The following is a 24254-nucleotide window of genomic DNA, read 5'->3' on the forward strand; positions in this document are numbered from 1 at the left end:
GCGGGCGCCGGCTTCGCATGAACGGGCATCTTTACGGGATGTAAGGCCGCGACGGTGTATCAGAGTCCGGCTATACCATCGGGAGCACGGGTATGAGGCGACTGACCTTTATCGTGGGGCTGGTGACGATCGCCGCGGCAGGTCCTCTGCTGCTGATCGCAGCCGACTGCCCGAATGAAGCAGCCGCCTCGCCGCGGCCCCATCTGGTCGTCAATCAGCTTGGCTACCTGCCCGACGCCCCGAAACGCGCCACCCTGATGACGCTGGAGCAAACGCCGGTGGATTGGCAGTTGATCGCTGCCGATGGAAGCATCGTCGCCCGCGGTCGAACCCGGGCGGTGGGAATCGATCCCACCTCCCGGCGCAATGTCCACATCATCGACTTTTCCGCGGTGAACGCCCAAGGTGACCGTTTCCATCTGCGCAGCAGCGGCGAAAAGAGCCGGCCATTCGCCATTGCGACCGGCATCTACAGGCCGCTCGCCCGCGATGCGGTCGACTATTTCTATCCCGTGCGTTCCGGCATCGCGGTTGATGGCGCCATTGCCGGCGAAGCCTATGCGCGCCCCGCCGGCCACACCGCCACGTCCGCCGAAGGCCAAATCAACAAGGGCGACCGCGATGTCTCCTGCCTGCCGGCGAAATTGGCCGCCGAGGCCTATGGAGAACCCTGGACTTGCAGCTACCGGCTCGACGTCACCGGCGGCTGGTACGATGCCGGCGACCACGGCAAATATGTCGTCAATGGCGGCATCTCGGCGGCCCAGCTCATGCAGGCCTACGAGCGCAGCCTGCACGTCGAAGGCGCGGCCAAGGATCTCTACGCCGACGGCTCGCTGGCGCTGCCGGAAACCGGGAACGGCGTTCCGGACATTCTCGACGAAGTGCGATGGGAACTGGAGTTCCTGCTGAGGATGCAGGTTCCGGAAGGAAATCCGCTTGCCGGCATGGCGCATCACAAGGTGCATGACGATGCATGGACGGGTCTTCCCCTTCTGCCGCACGAGGACCCGCGCCCGCGTTACCTCCACCACCCGTCCACCGCGGCAACGCTGAACCTCGCCGCAGCAGCAGCACAAGGCGAGCGTCTGTTCGAGCCGTATGATCCGACATTTTCCAGATCACTGCTGCATTCGGCCGAGCGTGCCTGGCGGGCGGCGGTCGAAAACCCTGCGCTGCTGGCCCCGGCATCGGACAATCAGGGGGGCGGCGCCTATGACGATGCCGATGTCGAAGACGAATTCTTCTGGGCGGCGGCCGAACTCTTCATCACCACCGGCAAGCAGGAATACCGCGATGCCGTGGCGGCCTCGCGATTCTTCGAGAGCGCTGCGTTCGGGGACGCCGGCTTCGACTGGGCAAACGTTGCCGCGCTCGGCACGCTGTCGGTGGGCCTCGTGCCCAACGGGCTGACCACCGACGAGATCGCCCGGCAGCGCGGTGCCGTGGTCGAGGCGGCAGAGGCCTATCTGGCACGCTGGAAAGATCGGGCCTTCGGACAGCTTTATGCGCCGGAAGACGGCAAATATGGCTGGGGCTCCAATCACCTCATGGCGCAGATCGGGACCATTCTGGCCCGCGCCTATGATTATACCGGCGATACACGATTCAAAAATGCAGCGATCGAAGGCGCAGATTATCTTCTGGGCCGCAACGCACTTGGCCAGTCCTATATCACCGGCTACGGCACGGATTATTCCACAAACCAGCATTCACGATGGTTCGCCCGCCAGCTCGACCCAGCCCTGCCCGCGCCACCCGACGGCGCGCTGGCCGGCGGACCGAACGCCTATCTGCAGGACGAGGCGGCGAAGGAAGCGCGCTCAGGCTGCGCGCCACAGGAATGCTACCTCGACGACATACAGAGCTGGTCCACCAACGAGATCACCATCAACTGGAATGCCGCCCTCGCCCAATATGCCGCTTTCCTCGCCGAGCAATAGGCCGGCGTGCCGCAGCATCAGCGAAGCATAGGCCAGAGCGTTGCCGCCAGGGTAAGGCCCATGGCGATGTTGAACCATTTGAGCCGGACCGGGTCGGACAGAAAGCCGCGCAGCGCCATGCCAAAACCTGCCCATACCGAGACGCTGGGAAAATTGACGATAACGAAGGCGGCCGCCACCAGCATGACCGAGAGGAAGGGAGCTTCCGGGCTGGTGTAGAGCGTCATCGCCGTCACCGCCAGCACCCACGCCTTGGGATTGACCCACTGGAATGCAGCCGCCTCGACAAACCGCATCGGTCGTGCGTGCGCGTTGGTAGACTGGCCGAGCTTCCGTGATGTCGCGATGCGCCAAGCAAGGTAGAGCAAATACGCGCCGCCTGCGATCTTCAACGCCAGATGAAGCTCGGGATAGGCATTCAGCACCGCGCCAAGGCCGAAGCCGACGGCAAGCAGGAGCGAGCAGAAGCCGGCAGCGATGCCGAACATGTGCGGAACCGTGCGGCGGAAACCGAAATTGACGCCGGAGGCCAGCAGCATGAAGTTGTTCGGCCCCGGCGTCACCGACGAGACAAAGGCGAATATTACCACCGCAATGAAAATGTCGAACGACATGGGAAAATCTCCCGTTGGAGCGTCATGCACGTAGTCAGGTTGGCAACTGACGCCTTACCATGTCCGCCAATGCCCGGTGGATGGCCGGTAGCCCAACAGAGGGACTACATTCCCTCCGGCCCCCGGTTCATTGCCGCCACACCGGTGCGGCAAACCTCGACCAGGCCGAGCGGCTTCATGATCGCGATGAACTGCTCGATCTTCGAGACCCGCCCGGTGATCTCGAAGGTGAAATGCTCCGTATTGGCATCGATGACCTGGGCGCGGAAGGCATCGGCGAGACGCAACGCTTCCACCCGGGCGTCGCCCTTGCCGCTTACCTTCACAAGCGCCAGCTCGCGCTCCAGCGGCCTGTCATGTCCGCGCTCCTTCGCGACCACCGACAGGTCCACGACACGATGCACCGGCACGATCCGCTCGAGCTGATGCTTGATCTGCATGAGAATGTGCGGCGTGCCACGGGTCACGATAGTGATGCGCGACAGATGGCGCTCATGCTCGGTTTCCGAGACCGTGAGGCTGTCGATATTGTAGCCCCGCCCGGAAAACAACCCGATGACCCGCGCGAGCACCCCCGGCTCGTTGTCGACAAGCACCGACAGGGTCCGTGCCTCGCTGTGCTCGGTTTCCTGGGTGATGAAATAGGCGGAGCCTGTGGGCTGGTGCTGGGCGTTCATTCTTGATTCTCTTTATCGGCTTCAGCTTGTAATTGTTTAAAGGAGAAGGAAGATCGCTCAAACGAGCGACCTTCCCTTCGCGTCGATGGCGTTGGCGACAGCTTCGTCCGTCGCCTCGTCGGGCAGCAGCATCTCGTTATGCGCCTTGCCGGACGGGATCATCGGAAAGCAATTGGCAAGGTTGGCCACACGGCAATCGAAGATGACCGGCAGATCAACCTCGATCATCTCGCGGATCGCGTCGTCCAGGTCCGCCGGCTTTTCGCATCGGATGCCGTGGCCCCCATAGGCTTCTGCCAGCTTCACGAAGTCCGGCAGCGCCTCCGTGTAGGAATGGGAAAGCCGGTTGCCGTGAAGGAGCTGCTGCCACTGCCGCACCATGCCCATATACTGGTTGTTGAGGATGAATATCTTGATCGGCGCCCGGTGCTGCACCGCCGCGCTCATCTCCTGCATCGTCATCAGCACTGAGGCGTCGCCGGCAATGTCAATGACGAGCGCGTCGGGATGGGCGATCTGCACGCCGAGAGCGGCCGGCAGTCCATAGCCCATCGTGCCCAGCCCGCCCGAGGTCATCCAGCGGTTGGGCGCTTCGAAACCGAAATGCTGCGCCGCCCACATCTGATGCTGGCCGACCTCGGTGGTGATGTAGACGTCATGCTCCTTCGTCAGCTCGTAGAGCCGCTGCACCGCGTATTGGGGCATGATGACATCGTCGCTTGGCTTGTAGGCCAGCGAGTCGCGCGCGCGCCATTTCTCGATCTGCGCCCACCAGGGCTGCAACCCGGCCTTGTCCGCATTGGCACTGGCGCGCCACAGCCGCACCAGATCTTCCAGAACACGCCCGCAATCGCCGAGGATCGGCACTTCGACAGGCACGTTCTTGTTGATCGAGGAGGGATCGATATCGATGTGGATCTTGCGGGAATTGGGCGAAAACGCATCGAGCCGGCCCGTAATACGGTCGTCAAAACGCGCGCCGATGCAGAGCATGACGTCGCAGTCGTGCATCGCCATATTGGCTTCGAACGTGCCGTGCATGCCGAGCATGCCCAACCAGTTCTTGCCGGACGCGGGGTACGCGCCGAGTCCCATCAGCGTCGAGGTGATGGGGAATCCTGTCAGTTCCACGAGTTCCCGCAACAGATGGCTTGCCTCGGGCCCGGCGTTGATCACGCCGCCGCCCGAATAGATGATCGGCTTCTTGGCGCCGGCCATCAGCTGGATCGCCCGCTTGATCTGCTCCTGGTCGCCCTGGACGCGCGGGTGATAGCTGGTACGCGGCACCATCTGCGGTGAGGTATAGGCGCCCTTGGCGAACTGGACGTCCTTGGGAATATCGACGACGACCGGCCCCGGTCGCCCCGTCTGCGCCACATGAAACGCTTCATGCAGCACCCTGGCGAGTTCGTTGACGTCCCGCACCAGCCAATTGTGTTTGGTGCAGGGTCGCGTGATGCCGACCGTATCGCACTCCTGGAACGCATCGGAACCGATGAGCGAGGTCGGCACCTGGCCGGTGATACACACCAGGGGGACGGAGTCCATCAAAGCATCCTGAAGCGGGGTCACGGCATTGGTGGCGCCGGGCCCCGACGTCACCAGCATAACGCCTGCCTTGCCTGTCGAGCGGGCATAGCCCTCGGCCGCATGGCCGGCGCCCTGCTCGTGGCGCACCAAAATATGCTGGACGTCCTCCTGCTGGAAAAGCTCGTCATAGATTGGAAGCACTGCACCGCCGGGATAACCGAAGACGTGCTCGACGCCGTTATCCTTCAAGGCCTGCACCACCATCTCGGCGCCCGTCATCTGATTGATTGCGGCTTCATGGCTTTGTCGCTCAAGCGCTTGCCCGGTCATTTGTCTTGGTCCCGTCTCTTTCGGTGCTCAGTCGGTTTTGGGTCAATAAAAAAGGCCCCCGGAGGAGCCTGTCTTTCGCACATGGTTGGCTATCGCCTGGCAGCTACGCCGCCTTGCCCATGTGCGATCCTACTACGATAAGAACATTCTTGATCATGGCGCGGACTTTAAGACCGAAAATTACGCGGTGTCAACCGATAAGGGCGGGAGATCAGGCGCCTCACCGGCCGTTCGGTCCAGCCCTTTTTAACCATGCCGGCTTATCCCGCCTTAACCCCGATCGAGTAGCTTGGCCGATCAAGGGTGAGAGGGGACATCATGTTTGTCGATGGCAAAGTCGAAGGAGAGACCACGGCGCAGGAACGCCGAGGCCTGAATCAGCCGGCATCACGCCTCCTGGGTCATGTCGTGCAGTGCGACGGCGCACGCGCGATCATCGCTGCCGACATCGAGGCCGGCGGCGAAGACATGGCCAATGTCTGGACCGTCGGCAAGATGATCTCGATCAATCTGGGCACCACGCGCACAGTTGGCCTTGTCTACGCCATCGAGCGGCCGCAGCGCCGTTGGGACGACACCTGCAACAACCCGATCATGATCTGCGTCGAGCTCATCGGCGAGGTGCGGGACAGCGATGGCACTCCGAGCTTCGATCGCGGCATCACCGAGTACCCCTACATCGGGGCGCTCGCCCATCGCATCCGCTCGCGTGACCTGAAGGCGATCTATGATCTGGGTGGCCGGCGCTCCATTGCCATCGGCCAGCTCTCGCAGGATCACGAGATCGACGCATGCCTTGCGGTCGACGAAACGCTCAGCCGCCATTTCGCCGTTGTCGGCACGACCGGCGTCGGCAAATCAACAGCCGTTTCGCTGCTCCTGCGCAAGATGATCGAGTCGCGTCCCGATCTGCGGATCCTGCTTCTCGATCCGCACAATGAATTTGCCGCCGCCCTTCCCGACTATTGCGTGCGGCTCGACACCAACTCCCTCGAATTGCCGTTCTGGCTCTTTCGGCTGGAAGAGTTCGTCGAAGTCCTGTTTCGCGGGCGCGAGGCGGTGGATGAGGAAGTGGAGCTTCTGCGTGACCTGATCGTCGAGGCCAAGAACAGCTATTACGGCGCCGACGCCGGATCAGCCCTCCGCCGGCCTTCCCTCAAGAGCGACGTCACGGCGGACACGCCCGTACCCTACCGCATGGCCGATCTGCTGCGCCTGATCGACGAGCGCATGGGCCAGTTGGACACCAAGGTGGAGCGGCCTTTCTACCGGCAGATCAAAACCCGTCTCCAATCGGCACTGAACGACCCACGCTATCGCTTCATGTTCGCCTCGCATGTCATCGAGGATTCCATCCATACGGTCATCGGTCGCATCTTCCGGGTTCCGGCCCAGGGCCGTCCGGTCACGTGTTTCGAGATGGCCGGCCTGCCCTCGGAGATCGTCAACTCCGTCTGCTCCGTGCTTGCACGCCTCGCCTTCGATCTGGCGCTGTGGAGCGAGGGCAAACTGAAGCTTCTCGTCATGTGCGAGGAGGCCCACCGCTATATGCCGGCCGACCCGCGCCTGGGTTTTGCACCGACCCGCCACGCTTTGTCGCGCATCGCCAAGGAAGGCCGCAAATACGGCTGCTATCTCGGCGTCGTCACCCAGCGACCCGGCGATCTGGACCCCACCGTGCTCTCGCAATGTTCGACGGTTTTCGCGATGCGATTGGCCAACGAGCAGGATCAGTCGATCATCCGTTCGGCGATTGCCGATTCTTCCGCCTCCACCCTCGCCTTCCTTTCGGCCATGGGTCAGCGCGAGGCGATTGCCTTCGGCGACGGCGTGGCGACGACCATGCGCATGAAATTCCAGCAATTGCCGCAGCACCTTTTGCCCGGCGCCAAGGATGATACCGAAGCGCGATCCGCCCTCATCGAGGACGACATCAGTGAAGCGGGGCTGGCTCTCATTGTCGACCGCCTGCGCAATTCCGGCAAGGTTCCACAGCAAAAGGCCAGTGCCTTTTCCAACAGTCTGGGCGTGGATAAAAAAGCCGCGTCCGAGCGCTGGCACCACTCCGGCGCGCTCGGCTCCGTCTATGATCTGAGCGAGGCCGAAAAAGCCGGCCTTGCGACACGAAGCCGCTTTTCCCGCTGAAAACGGGAAAGCCTCCATCCGGGAGCGGAACCAAACCCGACTATTCTTGAACGGATTGTGCAGAGTGGCCGGTGCCGATCGCCGCGATCAGGCGCAGACCCTGTTACGGCCGAGCCGCTTCGCCTGATACAGCATCTTGTCCGCGCGCCGGTAGAACTCGTCGGCGGTTTCCCGCCCGTCCCAGACGGCAAGCCCCACGCTGGCCGTGACTTTGAGCCGGACGTTGCCGGCCTCGACCCCCAGCATCGAGATGGCGCCACGGATCCGCTCGGCAAGCTTCACAAGCGCGTCCTGGTTCATGTTAGGCGCAACGATGGCGAACTCCTCGCCCCCCAGGCGCGCAACGACATCGTGATAGCGGGTCATGTCCTTCAGGCATCGCGCAACATGGCGCAGCACCTCGTCACCCATCCCGTGGCCATGGGTGTCGTTGACCAGCTTGAAATGGTCGAGGTCGAGGACCATCAGGCCAACGGGCTTCTCGATCCTGCGGAATTCCAGCAGATATTCACGCAACGCATCGTCGAAAAAGCGGCGGTTCTGGGTGCCGGTCAGCCCGTCGGTCAGCGCCGCGTGCTCAAGCGATTCCGACCGTGCGCTAAGCGTTTCGGTCATCGCCCGAAGCTTGCCCTCCTCGCGCACCTGAGTGCGGATCAGGGGATAGATGAAGAAGATGCCGAACACGATAGCAGTGGCCAGAAGCACGCCCGTCGTAAACAGCAGTCGGGCGAATTCACTGGTCGCCTCGAGTTCGTAGAGCGGCAGAATGGAATGGGCGTTTGTGCGCAGGATCCCATAGGCGAAAAACAGCAGGACGCTCGCACCGAGCACAAGCGCGATGAAGACAAAAAAAGCCGATTCCGCTTTGTGGAAACGCATGCCCGCCCCGAATAAAAGACCACCTACGCTTTTCACATACGTGACCTTACACGAGGTTAACCGGAACGGACGGAATCGGAGGATTCTACGATTTTCAGGTGAGCTACATCCCGCCAGTCGACAGTGTTCTGCAAGGATCGATACAGACTGCAACTAAACTTTCACCCGCTCCCAGCGTTCACCGAGCTGGTGGCGGAACCAGGTCGATTGCCGCTTGGCATATTGCCGTGTCGCCGCGACGGCTTGCTCCACCGCGAGGGAAAGTTCCAGTTCTCCGGCCAAGTACGATCCAAGCTCGCGCACGCCGATGGCCTTCATCGCCGGCATCGAAGGAGGCAGGCCCAGCGACAATAGCGCCCGCACTTCCTGAAGTGCGCCTGCGCCGATCATTTTCTCGAACCGCAAAGCAATGCGGTTGTGGAGCACCGACCGGTTCGGCTCCAGCACCGTCTGCCGCGCCGATGCAACATCCACCAGAGGTTGCCCTTTCCGAGCCTGCCAGGCGCCGATCGTTTCGCCCGATGTTTCCGACACTTCAAGGGCCCGGACAATGCGCTGACCATCGGCCGGCTCGATCCGGGACGCCGATTGCGGATCGCGTTCGGTAAGCAGACGGTGCAGGGTTTCGGCTCCTTCCATCTCCAGGCGCTTGCGCCACGCCTTGCGGACGGGATCGGGGATCTCGGGCATCGGCGCCAGCCCTTCCGTCAGCGCCCTGAAATAGAGTCCGGTGCCGCCCACGAATATCGCGGGCTTTCCCGCCAGCACTCCGGAACGCTCGAGGCTTGCCACATCGCGGAGCCACGCCCCGGTCGAATAGGGAGCGGAAGGATGCACATGGCCGTAGAGATGGTGAGGCGCGGCAGCCATATCCTCGGCCTGGGGCCGCGCCGTGACCACCGAGAGCACCGAATAGACCTGCATGGAATCGGCATTGACGACAACGCCGCCCGTCTGTTGCGCCAGATCGAGCGCATAGGCCGACTTGCCGCTCGCGGTCGGCCCGGCTATCAGGGTCGCATTCTTCAGCATTGCCGCCTGCCCCGCCCGATCGGACCCGCCCATGACTCTTGTCGCAACGCTCATCTCCCATCCGCGCCAGCGCGCGTTGAAACCTCAGTTGGCGAATATGGCCAGCGAGGCGCTTGGCGCAAGCCGCATCGACTGGCTGGCGGCCGATATTGCCTGCGACATCGAAATGCCCGAAGATCGCTCGCCGAGCGAAGCTGATGCCTTGCTGCGCTCAGCGCTCGCCGGCGAACCGATCGACATTGCCGTGCAGCCAGCAGCCGGGCGTCGCAAGAAGATGCTGATCGCCGACATGGATTCCACCATGATCGACCAGGAATGCATAGACGAGTTGGCTGATGAAATCGGCATCAAGGACAAGGTGGCCACGATAACGGCGCGCGCCATGAACGGCGAAATTGAGTTCGAGCCGGCCCTGCGCGAGCGTGTGGCGCTTCTGAAGGGACTGGAACTGGCTGTCGTCGACAAGGTGATAGAAGGCCGTATCAGCCTGGCCTCCGGCGGCCGCGAACTGGTCGCCACCATGAATGCGACCGGCGCCTACACGGCGCTCGTCTCCGGCGGCTTCGACGTTTTCACGGCCCGCATCGCCGATATGCTGGGCTTCGGCGAACAGCGCGCCAACAGGCTGATCGAAGAGCACGGCATTCTTACCGGAGTGGTGGCCGAGCCCATTCTGGGAAGGCAAGCCAAAATCGATGCTCTGACAGAGATCGCGGCCAGATTAGGCATTGGCCATAACGAGGTGATTGCCGTAGGAGACGGCGCAAATGACCTGGGCATGCTGCAATTGGCCGGTGCAGGCGTGGCGCTCCACGCCAAGCCTTCGGTTGCCGCGGCAGCCGGCATCCGCATTGACCACGGCGACCTGACCGCCCTCCTCTATCTCCAGGGCTATCAACAATCGCAGTTTATCCGATGATCCCGATACGCACCGAACGGCTCCTGATCCGCAACTGGCAAGACCGCGACCGGCCGCTCTTCCACCGCATCAATTGCGATCCCCAAGTGATGGAGTTCTTTCCGTTCCGGCGTGATCGCGAGGCCTCCGATGCGCTGCTCGACATCCTACGCCAGAACATCGCCGACCGGGGCTTCGGATTTTGTGCGCTCGAACGGCTGGAAGGTGGCGATTGCATAGGCTTCGCGGGGCTCAGTCTCGTTTCCGGCATTCCCGGGCTGCCTGCCGACAGCGTGGAAATCGGCTGGCGCCTGGCGCCCGAATTCTGGGGCAAAGGCTATGTGACGGAGGCCGCTTATGCCTGGCTCTACTATGGTTTCTCCGAGCTCGGACTGAAGGAGATCGTCTCCTTCGCCGTGCGCACCAACAAGCGCTCGATCGCGGTGATGCAACGCATCGGCATGACCCACTACCCGGAAGAAGATTTCGACCATCCGGCCGTGCCCGATACCCATCCCGCCCTCAAGCCCCACGTGCTCTATCGCATTTCGTACGAAACGTGGCGCCGCCAACGCAGCAACCGCGGCGTCAATCCATCCTGAGCGTAACGAAGCGCAGCTCGCCGGTCTTGGAAGCGAGCATCAGCAGTGCATTCTTGCGGCCTTGCGCCTTCAGATCCTCGATCTGGTCGAGCACTTCCTTGGGCGTGGAAACCGAGGTCAGCGCAATCTCGACAATAACGTCACCCGGCTGCACCCCCTGTTGGGCTGCCACATTGCCTTCCTCAACCTCGGATACCAGCACGCCATTGACGTCCTCGGATATGTCGAACTTCGCGCGGCCCTCGTCATTGAGTTCGATAACGGTCATGCCAAGCACCTTGGCCTCGGCAACGGGCTGCTCATCTCCGCTCTCCTCGTCCTCGGCGGAAGCGACCTGCTCGTCTTCCGCCAGACGGCCGAGCTTGACGGTCACCGTCTTCCGCTCGCCCTTGCGAAGAATCTCGACCTCGACATCGCGCCCGACCGGGGCTTCGGCCACAAGTCGGCGCAGTTCGCGCTGATCCTCGACCACGGCGCCGTCGAAACCGATGATGATGTCGCCGGCCTCCAGGAGGCCCTCGGCGGGCCCATCCTTCTCGACGCCGCTTAGGAGAACGCCTTGGGCTTCGCCCAGGCCAAGGCTCTCGGCGATTTCATCGGTGACCGGCTGGATGCGCACCCCGAGCCAGCCGCGCCGGGTCTCGCCGAATTCGCGAAGCTGATCGACCACGTTGCGCGCCAGGTTGGACGGAATGGCGAAGCCGATGCCGATCGACCCGCCGGAAGGCGAGATGATGGCCGTGTTGATGCCAATGACTTCGCCATCCATGTTGAACAGCGGGCCGCCTGAATTGCCGCGATTGATGGCCGCGTCGGTCTGAATGTAATCGTCATACGGGCCCGAGCCGATCTGACGGTTGCGCGCCGACACAATGCCCACCGTGACCGATCCGCCAAAGCCGAACGGGTTGCCGATGGCCATGACCCAATCGCCGATGCGCAGCTTCTCCGAATCGCCGAACGGCACCTCGTGCAGAGTGCGGCCCGTCGTATCGATCTTGAGGACCGCGATGTCGGTCTTGGTGTCGATGCCCACAAGTTCGGCGTCCACCTTGGAGCCGTCGGAGAAATTCACGATGATCTCGGCCGCGCCCGTGATCACGTGATTGTTGGTGACGACGATGCCCTCGTCGGCATCCACTACGAAGCCCGATCCCAGCGACGAGCCCGGTCCGGGCGGGAGGGGCCGGTTCTCCTGATCACGGAAGAATTCGCCGAAGAACTCCTCGAAAGGAGAGCCTTCCGGCAGTTGCGGCATCGGCACACGGCCGGGGCCTCGCGGCGTGACGTTCTGCGTGGTCGAAATATTGACGACGGCGGAAAGCAGGCCATCCGCCAGATCTGCCACCGACGCGGGACCGCGAGACTGCGTCCGGCCATCGACCGGCGCAGCGACAAGGCCCCCGGCGACGATTGCGGCCAGCAAGAAGCCGCCGGTGACACGTAGCGGGTTGGCAAAGCGCATATTGAGAACCTTTCGCCGGTTGTTTCTTGCCTCGAAACCATGCTCGCGGGTGAATGCGGCGCGTTTTGGGCTTCGTCAGCAGCCCTGATTACCAGTATGGCTCGTCAGCCGCGAACAAGCCAGACGATGACCACACCGACTACCATCACCGCCAGCCCGACGCCACGCATCAGGCTTTCAGGCATGTTGATGACGTCGGCCGCCATCCGCTTGGCCAAGCCGGGCATCCCGCCATAGAGTAGTCCTTCGAAGACAAGCACCAAGCCCAGCGCGGCAAGAAAATCGGTCACGTCAAGGCTCCAATGAAAAGCCCCGCGCGGCTATCACACCGCGCGGGGCTCACCCAAAGTTCACTGGGCTGCATCGTTCTGCAATTGCGGAACGGGTCGTGCAGCCACCGGACCGTCGCCACCCGTGTCCGGGCGCGGGGGCCGCCCGCCGGCACTGCCAAAGAAACGGAAGAAATCCGAATCCGGCGTGAGGAGCATGGTCGTCCCGGAAGGATCGAGCGCCTGCCTGTAGGCCGCCATCGAGCGATAGAACTCGAAGAATTCCTCGTCGCGCTGGAAGGCGTCGGCGAAGATGGCGTTGCGCTCGCCTTCGCCCTCACCACGGAGGATTTCAGCCTCGCGTTGCGCAGCAGCGAGTATTTCCACCACCTCGCGATCGGCGCGGGCGCGGATCCGGGCGGCCGCCTCGCGGCCACGAGCACGCAGCCTTTCGGCCTCGGCCAGACGCTCCGCCTTCATGCGGTCGTAGGTCTGCTGCGAGACTTCGGCAGTGAGATCGGTCCGGCGTATACGCACATCCTCGATCTTTAGGCCGAGGGTGGTGGCTGCCGTTGCCAGTTGGCCGGCAACTTCGCGCATCATTGAGCTTCGCTCTTCCGACAGGGCGGCTTCGAAGCCACGCAAACCGTAAACGCGGCGCAAGGCGGCATCGAGACGGGTCCGCAGCCTCTGCTCGGCCAGCGCGATGCTGCCCGAAACCTCGCGGCGGAATACACGCGGGTCTTCGATCGAATAGGCAACGAAAGCATCCACCTCGTAGAACTTGCCGCCAGATACCTGCACGCGGATATCGTCAAGGTCGAACCGCAATATGCGATCCTCGAGGAGTTGCACGTTATCCGCCTCGACGAATCCGAAGGGCAGCTTGAAATAGAGCCCAGGCTCCCGTTTCACATCGACGATCTCGCCGAAGCGCAGAACGATGGCCTGCTGGCGTTCATTGACCACGAAGATCGACGAATAGACGAGGAACAGCGCGATTGCCGCAATGACGGCAATGATAGGAAGACGATTGTTCATCAGTTGCTGCCCCCTTGGCTTTCAGTGGATGCCGGCTGCCTTTGCCTGAGCTCGGGCAAGGGCAGATAGGGGATCACACCCTGCCCCGTCCCGCCTTCGACGATCACCTTGTTGGAGCCGCGCAGAACGTTCTCCATCGTCTCCAGGAACAGGCGCTTGCGGGTGACTTCCGGAGCCTTCGCATATTCTTCATAGACGGAGATGAAGCGCTGCGCCTCACCTTCGGCTTCCTGCACGACACGGTTCTTGTAGGCTGCGGCCTCTTCACGGATTTCCGCCGCTTCGCCGCGCGCCTGACCGAGTTGCTGGTTGGAATACTGGTTCGACTCTTCCACGAACCGGTCTTCGTCCTGCTCGGCGCGCTGCACTTCATCGAAGGCGTCGGCCACCTCACGCGGAGGTGCCGCATCCTCGATCGACAATGCGTTCACGGTCAGGCCCGTACCGTACTCCTCCAGGGTCGACTGGATAATACCGCGCACGTCTTCGGCGATCCCCTGACGGTCGTCGCGGAAAATGTCCTGGGCGGGACGCCGCCCGACAATCTCACGCATGGCGCTCTCGGCGACCTGGCGGACCATCTCATCGGGGGTCTGGACGTTGAAGAGATAGGCGGCGGGGTCGGAGACCTGGTAGGCGACCGAGAACTTCACATCCACGATGTTCTGATCGCCAGATAGCATGAGCCCCGAGGAACCGCCGGCACGGATTTCGCCGATATCGACGAGGCGCTCGGCGACGGAAGCTTTCTCGACCGTTTCGACCGGCCACCAATGGAAATGCAGCCCCGGCTCCGAAAGCTCTGCCTTGGGCTTTCCGAAACGCAGTTCGACAGCCAGTTCGTCCGGCTGCACCGTATAGACCGCCTTGAACAGCCACAGGCCGGCAAGCGCCACCGCGATCAGGATGAACATACCCGGCCCGGCGCCTCCGCCGCCCGGTAGCGCACGCTTCAGCCTATCTTGGCCGCGCCGAATGATCTCTTCAAGGTCGGGCGGCGAGCCTTGCGGCCCGCTCGGGCCTCGCGGCCCCTGTCCCCAGGGCCCTCCGCCATTGCCGCCGCTGCCCCACGGGCCGCCGCTGCCACTTTGATTGTTCCAGGGCATTATTGTTCCTTTTCCTTCAGCCGGCCGTCGGCCGGCACTCCCTTGCGCTTGTTATAGGTTGGCACGGCCTCCCTTTCAACGAGAAGGCCTCGCCAACCGGCGCGGCCACACGCCGCTGCGCCAGTCTCAATGCCGGATTTCAACTCCAAGCGTTCCGTCAACTGCGCCGTTGGTAGACGACATAACGGGTCGGGTAAACGTCCTTCTCGCCAGCCGGCACATCTTCGCTCGAAACGACCTCCCAAACCGTGGCGTCCATCGAGGGGAAATAAGCATCTCCGGCCACTTCCGCCAGCACATGCGTCACGTAAAGCCTGTCGCTGCGGTCGAGCGCCAGGCGGAAGATCTCGCCGCCGCCGATCACGCAGATCTCTTCCGCCTCGCCGGCCTCTTCCTCGGCCAGCGCCAGAGCGGCATCGAGCGAGGGCACGACCTCTCCGCCCTCAACGCGGTAGGCCGGATCACGGGAAATCACGATATTGAGACGGCCGGGCAACGGTTTGCCGATACTCTCCCACGTCTTGCGTCCCATGACGACAGGCTTGCCCATGGTGACGGCCTTGAAGCGCTTGAGATCGGTTGACAACCGCCAGGGCAGCCCCCCTTCCCGGCCGATCACCCCGTTTTCTGCCATGGCCACGACAAGCGCTATGTCCATATGTCCCTCCGTTGATGCCCGGTCTGGTGAAGATCGGAGAAGCTCAAACCGCGATCGGGGCGCGGATGGACGGGGCGGCATGGTAGTCGTCGAGCCGAAAATCCTCGAACCGGAAGGCGAAGAGGTCGTCGACGTCCGGATTGATCCACATCGTCGGCAGTGCCCCGGGTTTCCGCGCTAATTGTTCGCGTGCCTGGTCGAAATGGTTCGAATAAAGATGCGCGTCGCCCAGCGTGTGGACGAAGTCCCCCGGCTTCAGCCCCGTGACCTGGGCAACCATCATGGTCAGCAACGCATAGGAAGCGATGTTGAAAGGCACGCCCAGGAAGATATCGGCCGAGCGCTGATAGAGCTGACAGGAAAGCCGGCCTTCGGCGACGTGGAACTGGAAAAGGCAATGGCAGGGCGGCAGCGCCATCTCGTCCACCTCAGCCGGGTTCCAGGCACTCACCACATGCCGTCGTGAATGAGGATTTTCTCGCAACCCCCTCAGAAGATTCGCGATCTGATCGATATGGCCGCCACCCGGAGCCGACCAGGAGCGCCATTGCGCGCCGTAGACGGGGCCGAGATCGCCGTTCTCGTCCGCCCATTCGTCCCATATCCTCACTCCATGTTCCCTGAGGTAGCCGATATTGGTATCGCCGCTCAGGAACCAGAGGAGCTCGTGGATGATGGACTTGAGATGCAGCTTCTTGGTGGTCAGCGCCGGAAAGCCAGCCGCCAGATCGAACCGCATCTGATAGCCGAATATACCGCGCGTTCCCGTTCCGGTACGGTCGTCCCGGTCGACGCCGTGTTCGAGAACGTGGGCGAGAAGGTCGAGATATTGGCGCATCGCGTGGCAGAACCGATTCGTGATTTCTTCGCCACAATGTAGTGCATCGGACCGGAAAGTGGGTACCCCGCTTTCCGGTCAGCGATCATTTTGCCTGTGCAGAAATCTGTGTCTGGGCGGAAACTCGGCTGTCACGCCAATGCCGACAGCTTCCCCAGATGCTTGGCGACCAGGTAGTAGAAGGTCACCCGGCTCTTCGAATTGTCGCCGGACATGGTCTCGCAGACCTTTTCGATCACTGAATCGCACCTGGCGTCGTCGGTCTCGCCGAACTTCTTCTTGCACCACTTCTCCCGCACACGCTCAAGTTCGCTCGGATCGCTGCACGAAACCAGCGATGAGTCGCGGTTACGGAGCGCAATGCCCAGATGCTTCACGATCTTGTCGACCACGGCGGTGTCCGCGGTTGCGTCATATTTCTTCACGTCTGCAAGATAGTCGGCCATGGATGTTCCCTCGTGTCCTCTCCTACGGTGCTTTCCGTTCGGCGTCTGGGAAAATGCAACCTGGACGTTTCGCCGTTTGAAAAACACAACGATTAGGACATTCCGCAAAGCGGGCAGCCAAGTCAATCCCGGAATTGACACCGAAATCGCCAAGCTATGCGCGCACTTGCACGCTTTCCCCTTTTCTTGCCACGATAGGCTGCCTATATTGGTCGCGTCGGCTTTGAGCCGACTATGGCGATAAACTGCCGATGCAATAAGCCATTCGGACCCGGGGGCGGTACCCGGCGCCTCCACCAGAAACCGCCTGCCCTTCCAGGAAGGGCGGCTTCTGATGGGGGCGAAATAGGATCGACGAGGGTGTAAAGATCGGACTTTCGCTCGGCATGGTACCACCGTTATCGGGCTAACCTAGTAGTTGCAAACGACAACTATGCGGAAGCACGTCTCGCCGCGTAAGCGGTGCGATAGCTTCAAATTGAGCCTCATTCCTTCGCAGGTTTGAGCGGGGTTCGGAGGTACCTGGCAACAGAAACCTCCACTTCTCTCCGTTTTCATCATCGCTTCTTGCAGTGCCTGTGCCGGTCATGACGGTGCGGGCAAGGAAAAGGGCGCGGACAATTATGGCCTGCGCCCCTGAAGATCAGACTTGAAGCTGGCTCTATTCGGCAGCGGCCTGCGCTGCCTCCCGGCCGCGGCCCAGCGTCAGGTAGGTGAGCCCCAGCGCGATCACGGCGCACGCGGCGATCGCCGTCACCATGGGATAGGGCGTGCCGTCGAAAAACAGGCTGGCGATCGCCATTGCCACCGCGCCGGTCGCGAAGTGCAGCGTTCCCATCAGCGCCGAGGCCGTGCCGGCGATCTCGCCGTGATCGTCCATCGCCAGCACCGAGGTGCTGGGGATCACGAGCCCGAGGAAGCCGTAGCCGACGAAGAGGAAGCTCGCCAGAACCCATAGCGACTGTTCGCCCGTCGTCATCACCGCCAGAAGCAGCACCATGACGGTGGCATAGCCAGTCACCGCCATGCGCACGACGCGGCGCAGGCCGTAGCGTTCGGTCAACACGCCCGTGAGCTGCGACATTGTAAAGAAGGCAACGGCGTTGATGGAGAAGAACACGCTGTACAGCATCGGCGACAGGCCAAAATGGTCGATCAGCACGAAGGACGAACTTGCCAGATAGACGAAAAAGCTCGAAATGCCCGCGCCGCCGATCAGCGCCAGCCCCATGAACTGGCCGTTGCCCAGAAGAAAACGATAGCCCACGAGCGCGCTTACCAGGGAACTGCCGATCCGCAACTCGGGCGGACGCGTCTCCTTTAGCGAGGTTGCCAGCATGACCACGCCGAGAACTCCGATGGCACCGACCGTCCAGAACACGGCGCGCCAGCCGAACGTCTCTATGATCACGCTGCCGGACAGCGGCGCCAGGATCGGCGAGATCGAGAAAACGAGCATCAGCATGGACATGAGCTTGGCCGCCTCGACACCGGTATGCAGGTCGCGCACCACGGCGCGCGGCACCACCATGCCGGGCGACGCGCCGAAGCCCTGCAGAATACGGAAGGCGATCAACCATTCAACGGTCGGTGCCAACGCCGAGCCGATACTGCCGACGATGAACAGCGCAAGGCCGCCATAAAGCGGCAGCTTCCGCCCCGTCATGTCCGAGATCGGCCCGATGACGATCTGGCCGAAACCCATCGAAAGAAAAAAGACGAGGAGGCTGAGTTGGACGGACGCCGTTCCGGCATTCAGGTCACTGCCGATGGACGGAAGTGCGGGAAGATACATGTCGATGGCGAAGGGTCCGATGGCAGTCAAAAGGCCAAGGATGACCGCAAGGCGGAAATACGAAACCGTCATGATAATGCTCCTGAAAACACCGGCCACGGCATCTGAACGAAACCGCAGCCCGCAAAGGACGTCCGCCGCGGCAAGAACCCGACATTTGCCGTTCGCCCGACATACGCCGCTTGGGAGAGGTTCGCGCGAGGGTGTCCTTGCAATTTGAATACAGATTTTTAGATTGAGTTGTCCAAAAGGTCAATCGCCGCTATACATAATTGCATGGAACCACGGAACGATCCTGACATCATCCCGACACGCGGCCACGCCGCCAAGCGGGACTCCATCATCGAGGCCGCAGCAAACGTGTTCTGCCGAGAGGGCTTTGCCGGCGCCAATATCGATCTCATCGCCGCCGAGGCCTGCGTTTCGCGCCAGACGGTCTATAATCACCATGGCTGCAAGGAAAAGCTCTTCTCCGTGGTTCTGAGCGAACTGACGGCCCGTTGCAACGCGCGTTCCTTCTCCGTGCTTGGCACATTCCCCGACCGCCCTGACGATATCGAAGCCGATCTGGTGGAGTTCGCCGTCCGCCTCAACAAGAATTTCCTCTACGATCGCGATGCAAAGTTTCTGCGCAAGCTGATCCAGTCGGAAGGCGAGCGCTATCCGGAGATTTTCGACCAGTGGTACGAGGAGGGTCCCGGCAAGGTGGCCTCCGCGCTGGCCGCGCATTTTGCGCGTATGGCCTTTGCCGGCCATCTCGACATTGACGACCCCGACGTGGCGGCGCAGCAATTCCTGGCGCTCATCGGCGCGGACATAAAGCTGTGTTCCCTTTTCGGCCGGCCCGTTCCGGACGACAAGCTGCGCGCAAGCGCCAGGACGGCCGTTCACACCTTTTTGCGCGCGTATGGAAGGCAGGTCGCCTCGCGCAAAGGTTGAACGCACGTCCGCAGCAAGGAAAACTCCCGAATCCGGGGCTGTAATAGCCATTTACCTCGGCCACGACCTTCATTAGAGGTAAGGTTTCGATTCAATTGCTGAACGGGCCCATGGCTGAAGACCGCATCCGCTACGATATTCTCGCTCAGGAAGCCTTGCGCGGCGTCATGCGCAAGGTGCTGCAGGAGGTTGCCCAGACCGGTCTTCCGGGCAACCATCACTTCTTCATCACCTTTTTGACCGGTGCACCGGGCGTGCGCATTTCAAGCCGCCTCAAGGAACGTTATCCCGACCAGATGACAATTGTCATCCAGTATCAGTATTGGGATCTGAAGGTGACGGAGAAGGGTTTCGAGATCGTCCTTTCCTTCGCCGACACGCCTGAGAAGCTGGAAATCCCGTTCGCCGCCGTGCGCGGCTTCTACGATCCCTCGGTCAATTTCGAGCTGGAGTTCGACGTCAAGGCCGAGCCAGGCGAGGAACCGGCTCACGAGACCATTGAAAAACCCGGCGCCGCGCCCGCAAAATCCAGGCCCGCATCCAGGAAGGCGGACGAAAAGCCCAGCGACGAAACAGCAAAGTCGGATGACGGCGATGGCAAGAGCGCCGAGGTGGTCTCGCTCGACGCCTTTCGCAAGAAGTAGCGGCCAGAGCGCCGTGCGTTTGGACGCACAAGGGGACGCTCTATCACTTTGTCTTTCCGCATCTATGCGGACGTCAGGTCATTCCACCTGACTGCAAAATGCTATGGGGCGGGTCCGGCCATGGGCGACATCGTCAATCTCCGTCGGAAGCGTAAGGAAAAGGCTCGGGCCGACAAGCGTGCGATAGCGGAAGAAAACCGTGTCAGGTTCGGCCGGACGCGTGCCGCGCGCGACAAGGAGCGCATGGAAAGTCTCCTCGAGGCCGCCAAGCTCGACGCCCATCGCCGCGACCCGAAGGAATGAAGCCCCCGCGCAAACGCTCGGTCACAATCCGCGGCCACCGCACGAGCTTCTCGGTGGAAGACGCATTCTACGAAAAACTGGAGGCGGCCGCCGAGGCCAGGGCGATTCCCCTTGCCCGATTGATAGCCCAGATCGATTCCGACCGCCCGCGCGAGGTCAATCTGTCGTCGGCCATCCGGCTTTTCGTGCTCGACTGGGTCCAGTCGAGCAAATCCGACGTAGGTGTCTTGAAGTAGAGCACCTGGATGGATCCCTTTCCTTGTCGCTCAACTCCGGAAATTTCTCTACGGCCGCTGATCGAGAAGGTCGAGAAGGCCCCTCACCGTCAACCCTTCGGTGCGCAGCACCGGTTCTGTGTCCTGTTGGCGGCGCGACTGCGGCTCGTCCGATTGCTGCCGGAGCGGCGGCGGCAGCGGCCTGCGTATGATGCCCGGGCTCCTCGTGTTGCCGGCATCCTGCCGCTCTTCCGCGGCCTCCTCAGCCTGCTGTCGGCGCGCTTCCGCCTCCTGGCGCTCGCGCTCGGCCCTTTCCTCTGCTTCCGCTTCCTGCTGCCTACGCTCTGCTTCCGCACGGCGGAACTGCTCCGCCTCGCGCTCAAGACGCACCCGCTCGGCTTCGGCTGCTTGGCGCGCCGCCTCGCGCTCTTCGTAAAGCCGCGCCTCCCGACGCAAGCGCTGCTTTTCCAGGAGGACCGCCTGCATGTGCTCGACCCGCGCCTGCTCGCGCTCCAGCGCCCGTTGGGTCAGGTATTGCGCCAGAGGCTCCAGGTCGAGCCATAGGTCGGCTTCTCCGACAGGTCCCTGCGCAGCGAAGCGCACCATAGGCTCGGAGCCCGCCGTCGCCTCTTTCCCTGCATCGTAGACCACCGCGCCGGATGCGCTGACACTTCGGTCGCGAAAATCGGCTGAGGCCTCCGCACTCATCTGTGCCGGCCCTACGTCAAGTTGCACCGGCGGCGTGCGCGCTACGCCGTTGGCGAGCGAAAAAGCAAGCTCCGTCTGCCCGGCTTCGAATACGCCGCCCCGCACGATCTCGGGCGCGAAGGCCTCGACCGCCGCCATATCGATTTCCGGGCCCACCCGATCGGCCTCGCGCAGCAGGCCGGGCAGCGCATTCGGGTTGAATCCCGCGATGCGAAGCCCTTCCACGGTGGCAGAGCCCGACCCGGCGAGCGCTGAGACGAGCCCATCCATCGACTTGCCGTTCGCAGTCAGGCTGACGCTGAGATCGGCGTTGCCGGAAAGACCGGAGCCCGGCACCAATTGCGGTATTTCGGTCTCGCTGAGCTGGAGTTGAGCACTCAGGAGTGCGGTGCCCTGGTTGTTCTTGAGCTCGGCAAGGCCCGAAATTTTTCCGCCCAGGAAGACGGCCGAAAGCTCCGAAACGGCAACACCCTCCTCATTCAGCCGCAAACGCATCGAGGCTTCACTGCCGCTTGCGCCCACCACCGACAATGCATCCGCGCGCAGTTCCACATCGGCGGTAAACGGCGGATTGGCCGACTGGCGGAAGGGAGTCCGGGGCCACACGCCATCCCCGGCTTCCATGGCCTCGGTGCCGACAACCATCTCACCCAAAAGCTGCAGATCGAGCGCGCCAAGGCGCAGTGCGCCGGTGAGGTGCGGCAGTCCGTTCTTTATTTCAGCGTTGAGGTCGCCCGCCACGGCATTGTCCGCGATCGTTCCGGCCAGGCCGGAAACGACCGCTACGCCGCTGCCGTAATCGACCTCTCCGGTCAGCGACCCCGGCAGCCCCAGCCCGAAACCCGGCAGCGAAATACCGGCCGTCGCCAGCCATGGTTCAAGATCGTCGCTGCGAATCTGCGCAGCCCCGCTGGCGCTGTAGCGCCCGCCCGCCCGCCTTACCGATCCATCGAAAGTGGCCAGCAGACCGTCGCCTGCAAAGCGGAAAGAAGTCTGCATCATGTCGGAAAGTTGGCCCTCGGCGCTCAGCTCGGCTTGCCCGGCACCAACCAACCCCCATGGCAGCGCCGGCAGGCCGAACAGAGCGTAGAGCGGCGTGGCATCGTCGTTCCGCGCGGTGAACCCGGCCGTGAATTGTGCATCCGCCAGCGCCGTCAGCCGGCCATTGCCCGATAGCGTGAAACTGAAGTCCGTGCCTCCAGCCACCCCGCTGGCGCTGACGGCAAGGCCGGACGTGCCGTTGCCATTGTCGGCGGCGCTTGCGAACAGATCCACCTCACCGTCTTCGAACAAGCCAGGAAATGCGGCTGCCCTTGCGGCAAGCGCCGCAGCAAGATCGTTTTCGGGAAACCGGTCGGCCAGCATGGATACGAGCGGGGCAAGATCGACCGCAACGATGGACGCATCGATATTGCCGGTGGGATCGTCCGCGAAGCCGCTGATCTGCCCCGTTGCACTGATCCGCGCATCGGCAAACCCCACTAGGGCCAGCCGGTCGATCTCCAGAACGCCCTCGCGCAGGCGCAGCGCAGTGTCCAGCCCCTCGGCAGTCAGACCTTCGGCGCTCACCGGGCCGGCGGCGATTTCCAGATCGACATTATGGCTGGCAAGGCGATTGTGTCCGTGATCGTCGACGAACAGCGACGCAAAGGCCTGCATGTCCGCGAGATCGAGCCGGCCGCCATCCAGCGCCAGGTTCAGCGATTGCCTGGCATCGCCGTCATTGCGCCGCTCGACGCTTCCGCGAAAGCGCGCATCGCCAAGGATGAGCTCGAGATTTTCAAAGCTCTGCCTTCTGTCGGAGAGCGCAACCTCGGCGCTGAAGCCGGCGGACGGCAGCCGGCGGATCGCCTCGTCCACGTCCCGCGCAAGCCAGGCCGCAAACCCCGACGGCTGACCGATCGCAAGCAGAATATCGCCGTGGAAAGAAACGTTCTCGCCAGTGCCGAGCAGGCCGTTGCCCTCGAAGCGCGTACGGCCCGGCAGGGTGGCCGCCAGCGAGTTCATCTGCCATCCAGCTTCAACCGGCTCGGCCTCCACCCGAATGTCCCGGATGGTCGTGTCGCCCGCCACGATGGCGGGCAGATTGACCGCAACGCGACCCGGCATCGCGGGTTTCGGCAATTGCGCCAGGAAAGCCAGCAGCGCGGAAAACCGCTCTTCCGCCGATTGGCCGGCGATACCGTTCTCGGCATCGCCGCCGATGCGGATCTGCGCTCCATCGGCGGTAATTGAGAATGACGGCTGGGCACCCAGATCGACGGTTGCCTGGCCCTCGGCGGTATAGGGGTCGGCCAGAGGTCCGGTCTCGAAACGGAACTGCTCGACATCGAGCCTGCGATGGCCGAGCATGAAACTGCCCGACAGGCGATTGTCCGCTTCCGCCTCGGCCGCGTCTTCCGCCCCCGCCCGCCGCGAAACCGTCCGCGCCCGGAAAGTGCCGGCATAGCGTGCGGCACCCTCTTCCATCCGCGCCTGACCATCCGTCTCCAACTCGATCGGATAGCCTTCCGGCTCGGCGACGATCCGCACCCGCATCGACTGGTCGGGGCCCACTGTGCCGGTGGCCGCGTAGATTTTCAGCGGCAGTCCGTCAGCCTGCAGCGACCCCTCGACACGCCATGGCCCGGTCAGTGTACGGGCGCTCAACATCACATCGATGTCGTCCAACATGACCGTGCGGTCGGCCGCTTCCTGCCGTACGACGACGCTGCCATCGGTGATCGTGACCTTTTCCAGTGTCACTTGTCGTGGATCGAAAGGCGACGACGGCCTGACAGCCCAGTCGATACGGCCGTTCTCGTCCATGTTGAGTTTGGCGCTCGGCCGCACGAGCCTCATGTCGAATATGAGGAGTTCGCCGCTGAGGAAGGGCGCCAGTTCGGCGTCCATGGAGAATTCCTCCACGGTCATCGCCGGCTCCCCGTCCTGCCCGCCTGCCACCGTCACATCGGTGAACGTGACAGACGGGAACGGCAAGAGCCGCGCCCGGGCTTCGCCTTCCACGGTGACTTCCCGCCCCAGCACCCGGCCGGCTTCACGCTCGAAGGCCGCCCGGTACGACGTCCAGTCGATGAAATAGGGCGCCACCAGCGCCACGGTCAGCGCCAGCACCACAAGTCCACCAACGATGACGAATAAACGCGCCAGTTCTTCAGCTCCGGTCTGTCAGTCGAA

22 protein-coding genes and 1 other RNA gene are annotated in these 24254 nt (G+C 62.7%); 9 read left to right on the forward strand and 14 right to left on the reverse strand.

Features of this window, described 5'->3' with window-relative positions; genetic code table 11:
* The first annotated feature begins 92 nt into the window (after positions 1 to 92).
* Positions 93 to 1943, forward strand: coding sequence for a glycoside hydrolase family 9 protein (locus N1058_RS13425; RefSeq protein WP_265518073.1), 1851 nt, complete (start codon positions 93 to 95; stop codon positions 1941 to 1943).
* A gap of 17 nt (positions 1944 to 1960) precedes the next feature.
* On the opposite strand, the gene N1058_RS13430 is transcribed toward N1058_RS13425, so the two are convergent.
* From N1058_RS13430 to N1058_RS13440, 3 genes are all read right to left on the reverse strand, one after another.
* Positions 1961 to 2557 (reverse strand): LysE family translocator, encoded by a 597-nt coding sequence (locus N1058_RS13430; RefSeq protein WP_265518075.1) that lies wholly within the window; start codon positions 2555 to 2557, stop codon positions 1961 to 1963.
* Positions 2558 to 2661: 104 nt separating this feature from the next.
* The gene (gene ilvN, locus N1058_RS13435) at positions 2662 to 3234 is read right to left on the reverse strand and encodes an acetolactate synthase small subunit (RefSeq protein ID WP_265518076.1); all 573 of its coding nucleotides are present in this window, start codon (positions 3232 to 3234) and stop codon (positions 2662 to 2664) included.
* Between the two features lie 57 nt (positions 3235 to 3291).
* On the reverse strand, positions 3292 to 5094 hold the full coding sequence (locus N1058_RS13440) for an acetolactate synthase 3 large subunit (RefSeq protein ID WP_265518077.1): 1803 nt from the start codon (positions 5092 to 5094) through the stop codon (positions 3292 to 3294).
* Positions 5095 to 5412: 318 nt separating this feature from the next.
* Between N1058_RS13440 and N1058_RS13445 the strand changes: the two genes are divergently transcribed.
* Complete coding sequence (locus tag N1058_RS13445; protein WP_265518078.1) at positions 5413 to 7239, forward strand: ATP-binding protein; 1827 nt, start codon at positions 5413 to 5415, stop codon at positions 7237 to 7239.
* A gap of 87 nt (positions 7240 to 7326) precedes the next feature.
* On the opposite strand, the gene N1058_RS13450 is transcribed toward N1058_RS13445, so the two are convergent.
* Positions 7327 to 8118: a GGDEF domain-containing protein gene (locus N1058_RS13450; protein WP_265518080.1), complete on the reverse strand. Its 792-nt coding sequence runs from the start codon at positions 8116 to 8118 to the stop codon at positions 7327 to 7329.
* 153 nt (positions 8119 to 8271) lie between these two features.
* Positions 8272 to 9183, reverse strand: coding sequence for a tRNA (adenosine(37)-N6)-dimethylallyltransferase MiaA (gene miaA / locus N1058_RS13455; RefSeq protein WP_420847988.1), 912 nt, complete (start codon positions 9181 to 9183; stop codon positions 8272 to 8274).
* Between miaA and serB the strand changes: the two genes are divergently transcribed.
* Both serB and N1058_RS13465 read left to right on the forward strand, forming a co-directional pair.
* A complete protein-coding gene (gene serB / locus N1058_RS13460) occupies positions 9182 to 10069 on the forward strand; it encodes a phosphoserine phosphatase SerB (RefSeq protein ID WP_265518082.1) in 888 nt (295 codons plus the stop codon). The genes miaA and serB overlap by 2 nt on opposite strands.
* Entirely contained in the window at positions 10066 to 10650 is a 585-nt protein-coding gene (locus tag N1058_RS13465; RefSeq protein WP_265518083.1) for a GNAT family N-acetyltransferase, read from the forward strand. Before serB ends, N1058_RS13465 begins: the two co-directional genes overlap by 4 nt.
* Here the strand turns inward: N1058_RS13465 and N1058_RS13470 are convergent.
* The 7 genes from N1058_RS13470 to N1058_RS13500 all read right to left on the reverse strand — a co-directional run bounded on the left by N1058_RS13470 (position 10637) and on the right by N1058_RS13500 (position 16473).
* Positions 10637 to 12115 (reverse strand): Do family serine endopeptidase, encoded by a 1479-nt coding sequence (locus N1058_RS13470; protein WP_265518084.1) that lies wholly within the window; start codon positions 12113 to 12115, stop codon positions 10637 to 10639. The two genes, N1058_RS13465 and N1058_RS13470, sit on opposite strands and share 14 nt — an antisense overlap.
* Positions 12116 to 12219: 104 nt before the next feature.
* Entirely contained in the window at positions 12220 to 12405 is a 186-nt protein-coding gene (locus tag N1058_RS13475) for a DUF2065 domain-containing protein (protein WP_265518085.1), read from the reverse strand.
* 60 nt (positions 12406 to 12465) lie between these two features.
* Positions 12466 to 13425, reverse strand: a complete 960-nt coding sequence (hflC, locus tag N1058_RS13480) for a protease modulator HflC (RefSeq protein ID WP_265518086.1) — start codon at positions 13423 to 13425, stop codon at positions 12466 to 12468.
* Positions 13425 to 14531 carry an FtsH protease activity modulator HflK gene (hflK, locus tag N1058_RS13485; RefSeq protein WP_265518087.1) on the reverse strand — a complete coding sequence of 369 codons (1107 nt, stop codon included), beginning with the start codon at positions 14529 to 14531 and terminating at the stop codon, positions 13425 to 13427. The genes hflC and hflK overlap by 1 nt, the downstream gene beginning before the upstream one ends.
* 157 nt (positions 14532 to 14688) lie before the next feature.
* Positions 14689 to 15189 carry a dihydrofolate reductase gene (locus tag N1058_RS13490; protein ID WP_265518088.1) on the reverse strand — a complete coding sequence of 167 codons (501 nt, stop codon included), beginning with the start codon at positions 15187 to 15189 and terminating at the stop codon, positions 14689 to 14691.
* Positions 15190 to 15232: 43 nt separating this feature from the next.
* Positions 15233 to 16027 (reverse strand): thymidylate synthase, encoded by a 795-nt coding sequence (locus N1058_RS13495; protein ID WP_265518090.1) that lies wholly within the window; start codon positions 16025 to 16027, stop codon positions 15233 to 15235.
* A gap of 131 nt (positions 16028 to 16158) precedes the next feature.
* Positions 16159 to 16473: a DUF2853 family protein gene (locus tag N1058_RS13500; protein ID WP_265518091.1), complete on the reverse strand. Its 315-nt coding sequence runs from the start codon at positions 16471 to 16473 to the stop codon at positions 16159 to 16161.
* A gap of 177 nt (positions 16474 to 16650) precedes the next feature.
* Here N1058_RS13500 and ssrA point away from each other — a divergent pair.
* Positions 16651 to 17016, forward strand: a transfer-messenger RNA (tmRNA) gene (ssrA, locus tag N1058_RS13505).
* A gap of 118 nt (positions 17017 to 17134) precedes the next feature.
* On the opposite strand, the gene N1058_RS13510 is transcribed toward ssrA, so the two are convergent.
* Complete coding sequence (locus tag N1058_RS13510; RefSeq protein ID WP_265518092.1) at positions 17135 to 18340, reverse strand: multidrug effflux MFS transporter; 1206 nt, start codon at positions 18338 to 18340, stop codon at positions 17135 to 17137.
* Between the two features lie 204 nt (positions 18341 to 18544).
* On the opposite strand from N1058_RS13510, the gene N1058_RS13515 reads away from it, so the two are divergent.
* From N1058_RS13515 to N1058_RS13530, 4 genes are all read left to right on the forward strand, one after another.
* Entirely contained in the window at positions 18545 to 19207 is a 663-nt protein-coding gene (locus tag N1058_RS13515; protein WP_265518093.1) for a TetR/AcrR family transcriptional regulator, read from the forward strand.
* Positions 19208 to 19317: 110 nt separating this feature from the next.
* Positions 19318 to 19851 carry an SspB family protein gene (locus N1058_RS13520; RefSeq protein ID WP_265518094.1) on the forward strand — a complete coding sequence of 178 codons (534 nt, stop codon included), beginning with the start codon at positions 19318 to 19320 and terminating at the stop codon, positions 19849 to 19851.
* A gap of 120 nt (positions 19852 to 19971) precedes the next feature.
* Entirely contained in the window at positions 19972 to 20154 is a 183-nt protein-coding gene (locus N1058_RS13525; protein WP_265518095.1) for a DUF4169 family protein, read from the forward strand.
* Entirely contained in the window at positions 20151 to 20390 is a 240-nt protein-coding gene (locus N1058_RS13530) for a ribbon-helix-helix domain-containing protein (protein ID WP_265518096.1), read from the forward strand. Before N1058_RS13525 ends, N1058_RS13530 begins: the two co-directional genes overlap by 4 nt.
* A gap of 48 nt (positions 20391 to 20438) precedes the next feature.
* On the opposite strand, the gene N1058_RS13535 is transcribed toward N1058_RS13530, so the two are convergent.
* Positions 20439 to 24227 (reverse strand): AsmA family protein, encoded by a 3789-nt coding sequence (locus tag N1058_RS13535; RefSeq protein WP_265518206.1) that lies wholly within the window; start codon positions 24225 to 24227, stop codon positions 20439 to 20441.
* Positions 24228 to 24254: the final 27 nt, after the last annotated feature.

Origin of the sequence: Nitratireductor luteus (genome assembly GCF_026162365.1) — a bacterium.
Lineage (GTDB): Bacteria > Pseudomonadota > Alphaproteobacteria > Rhizobiales > Rhizobiaceae > Chelativorans > Chelativorans luteus.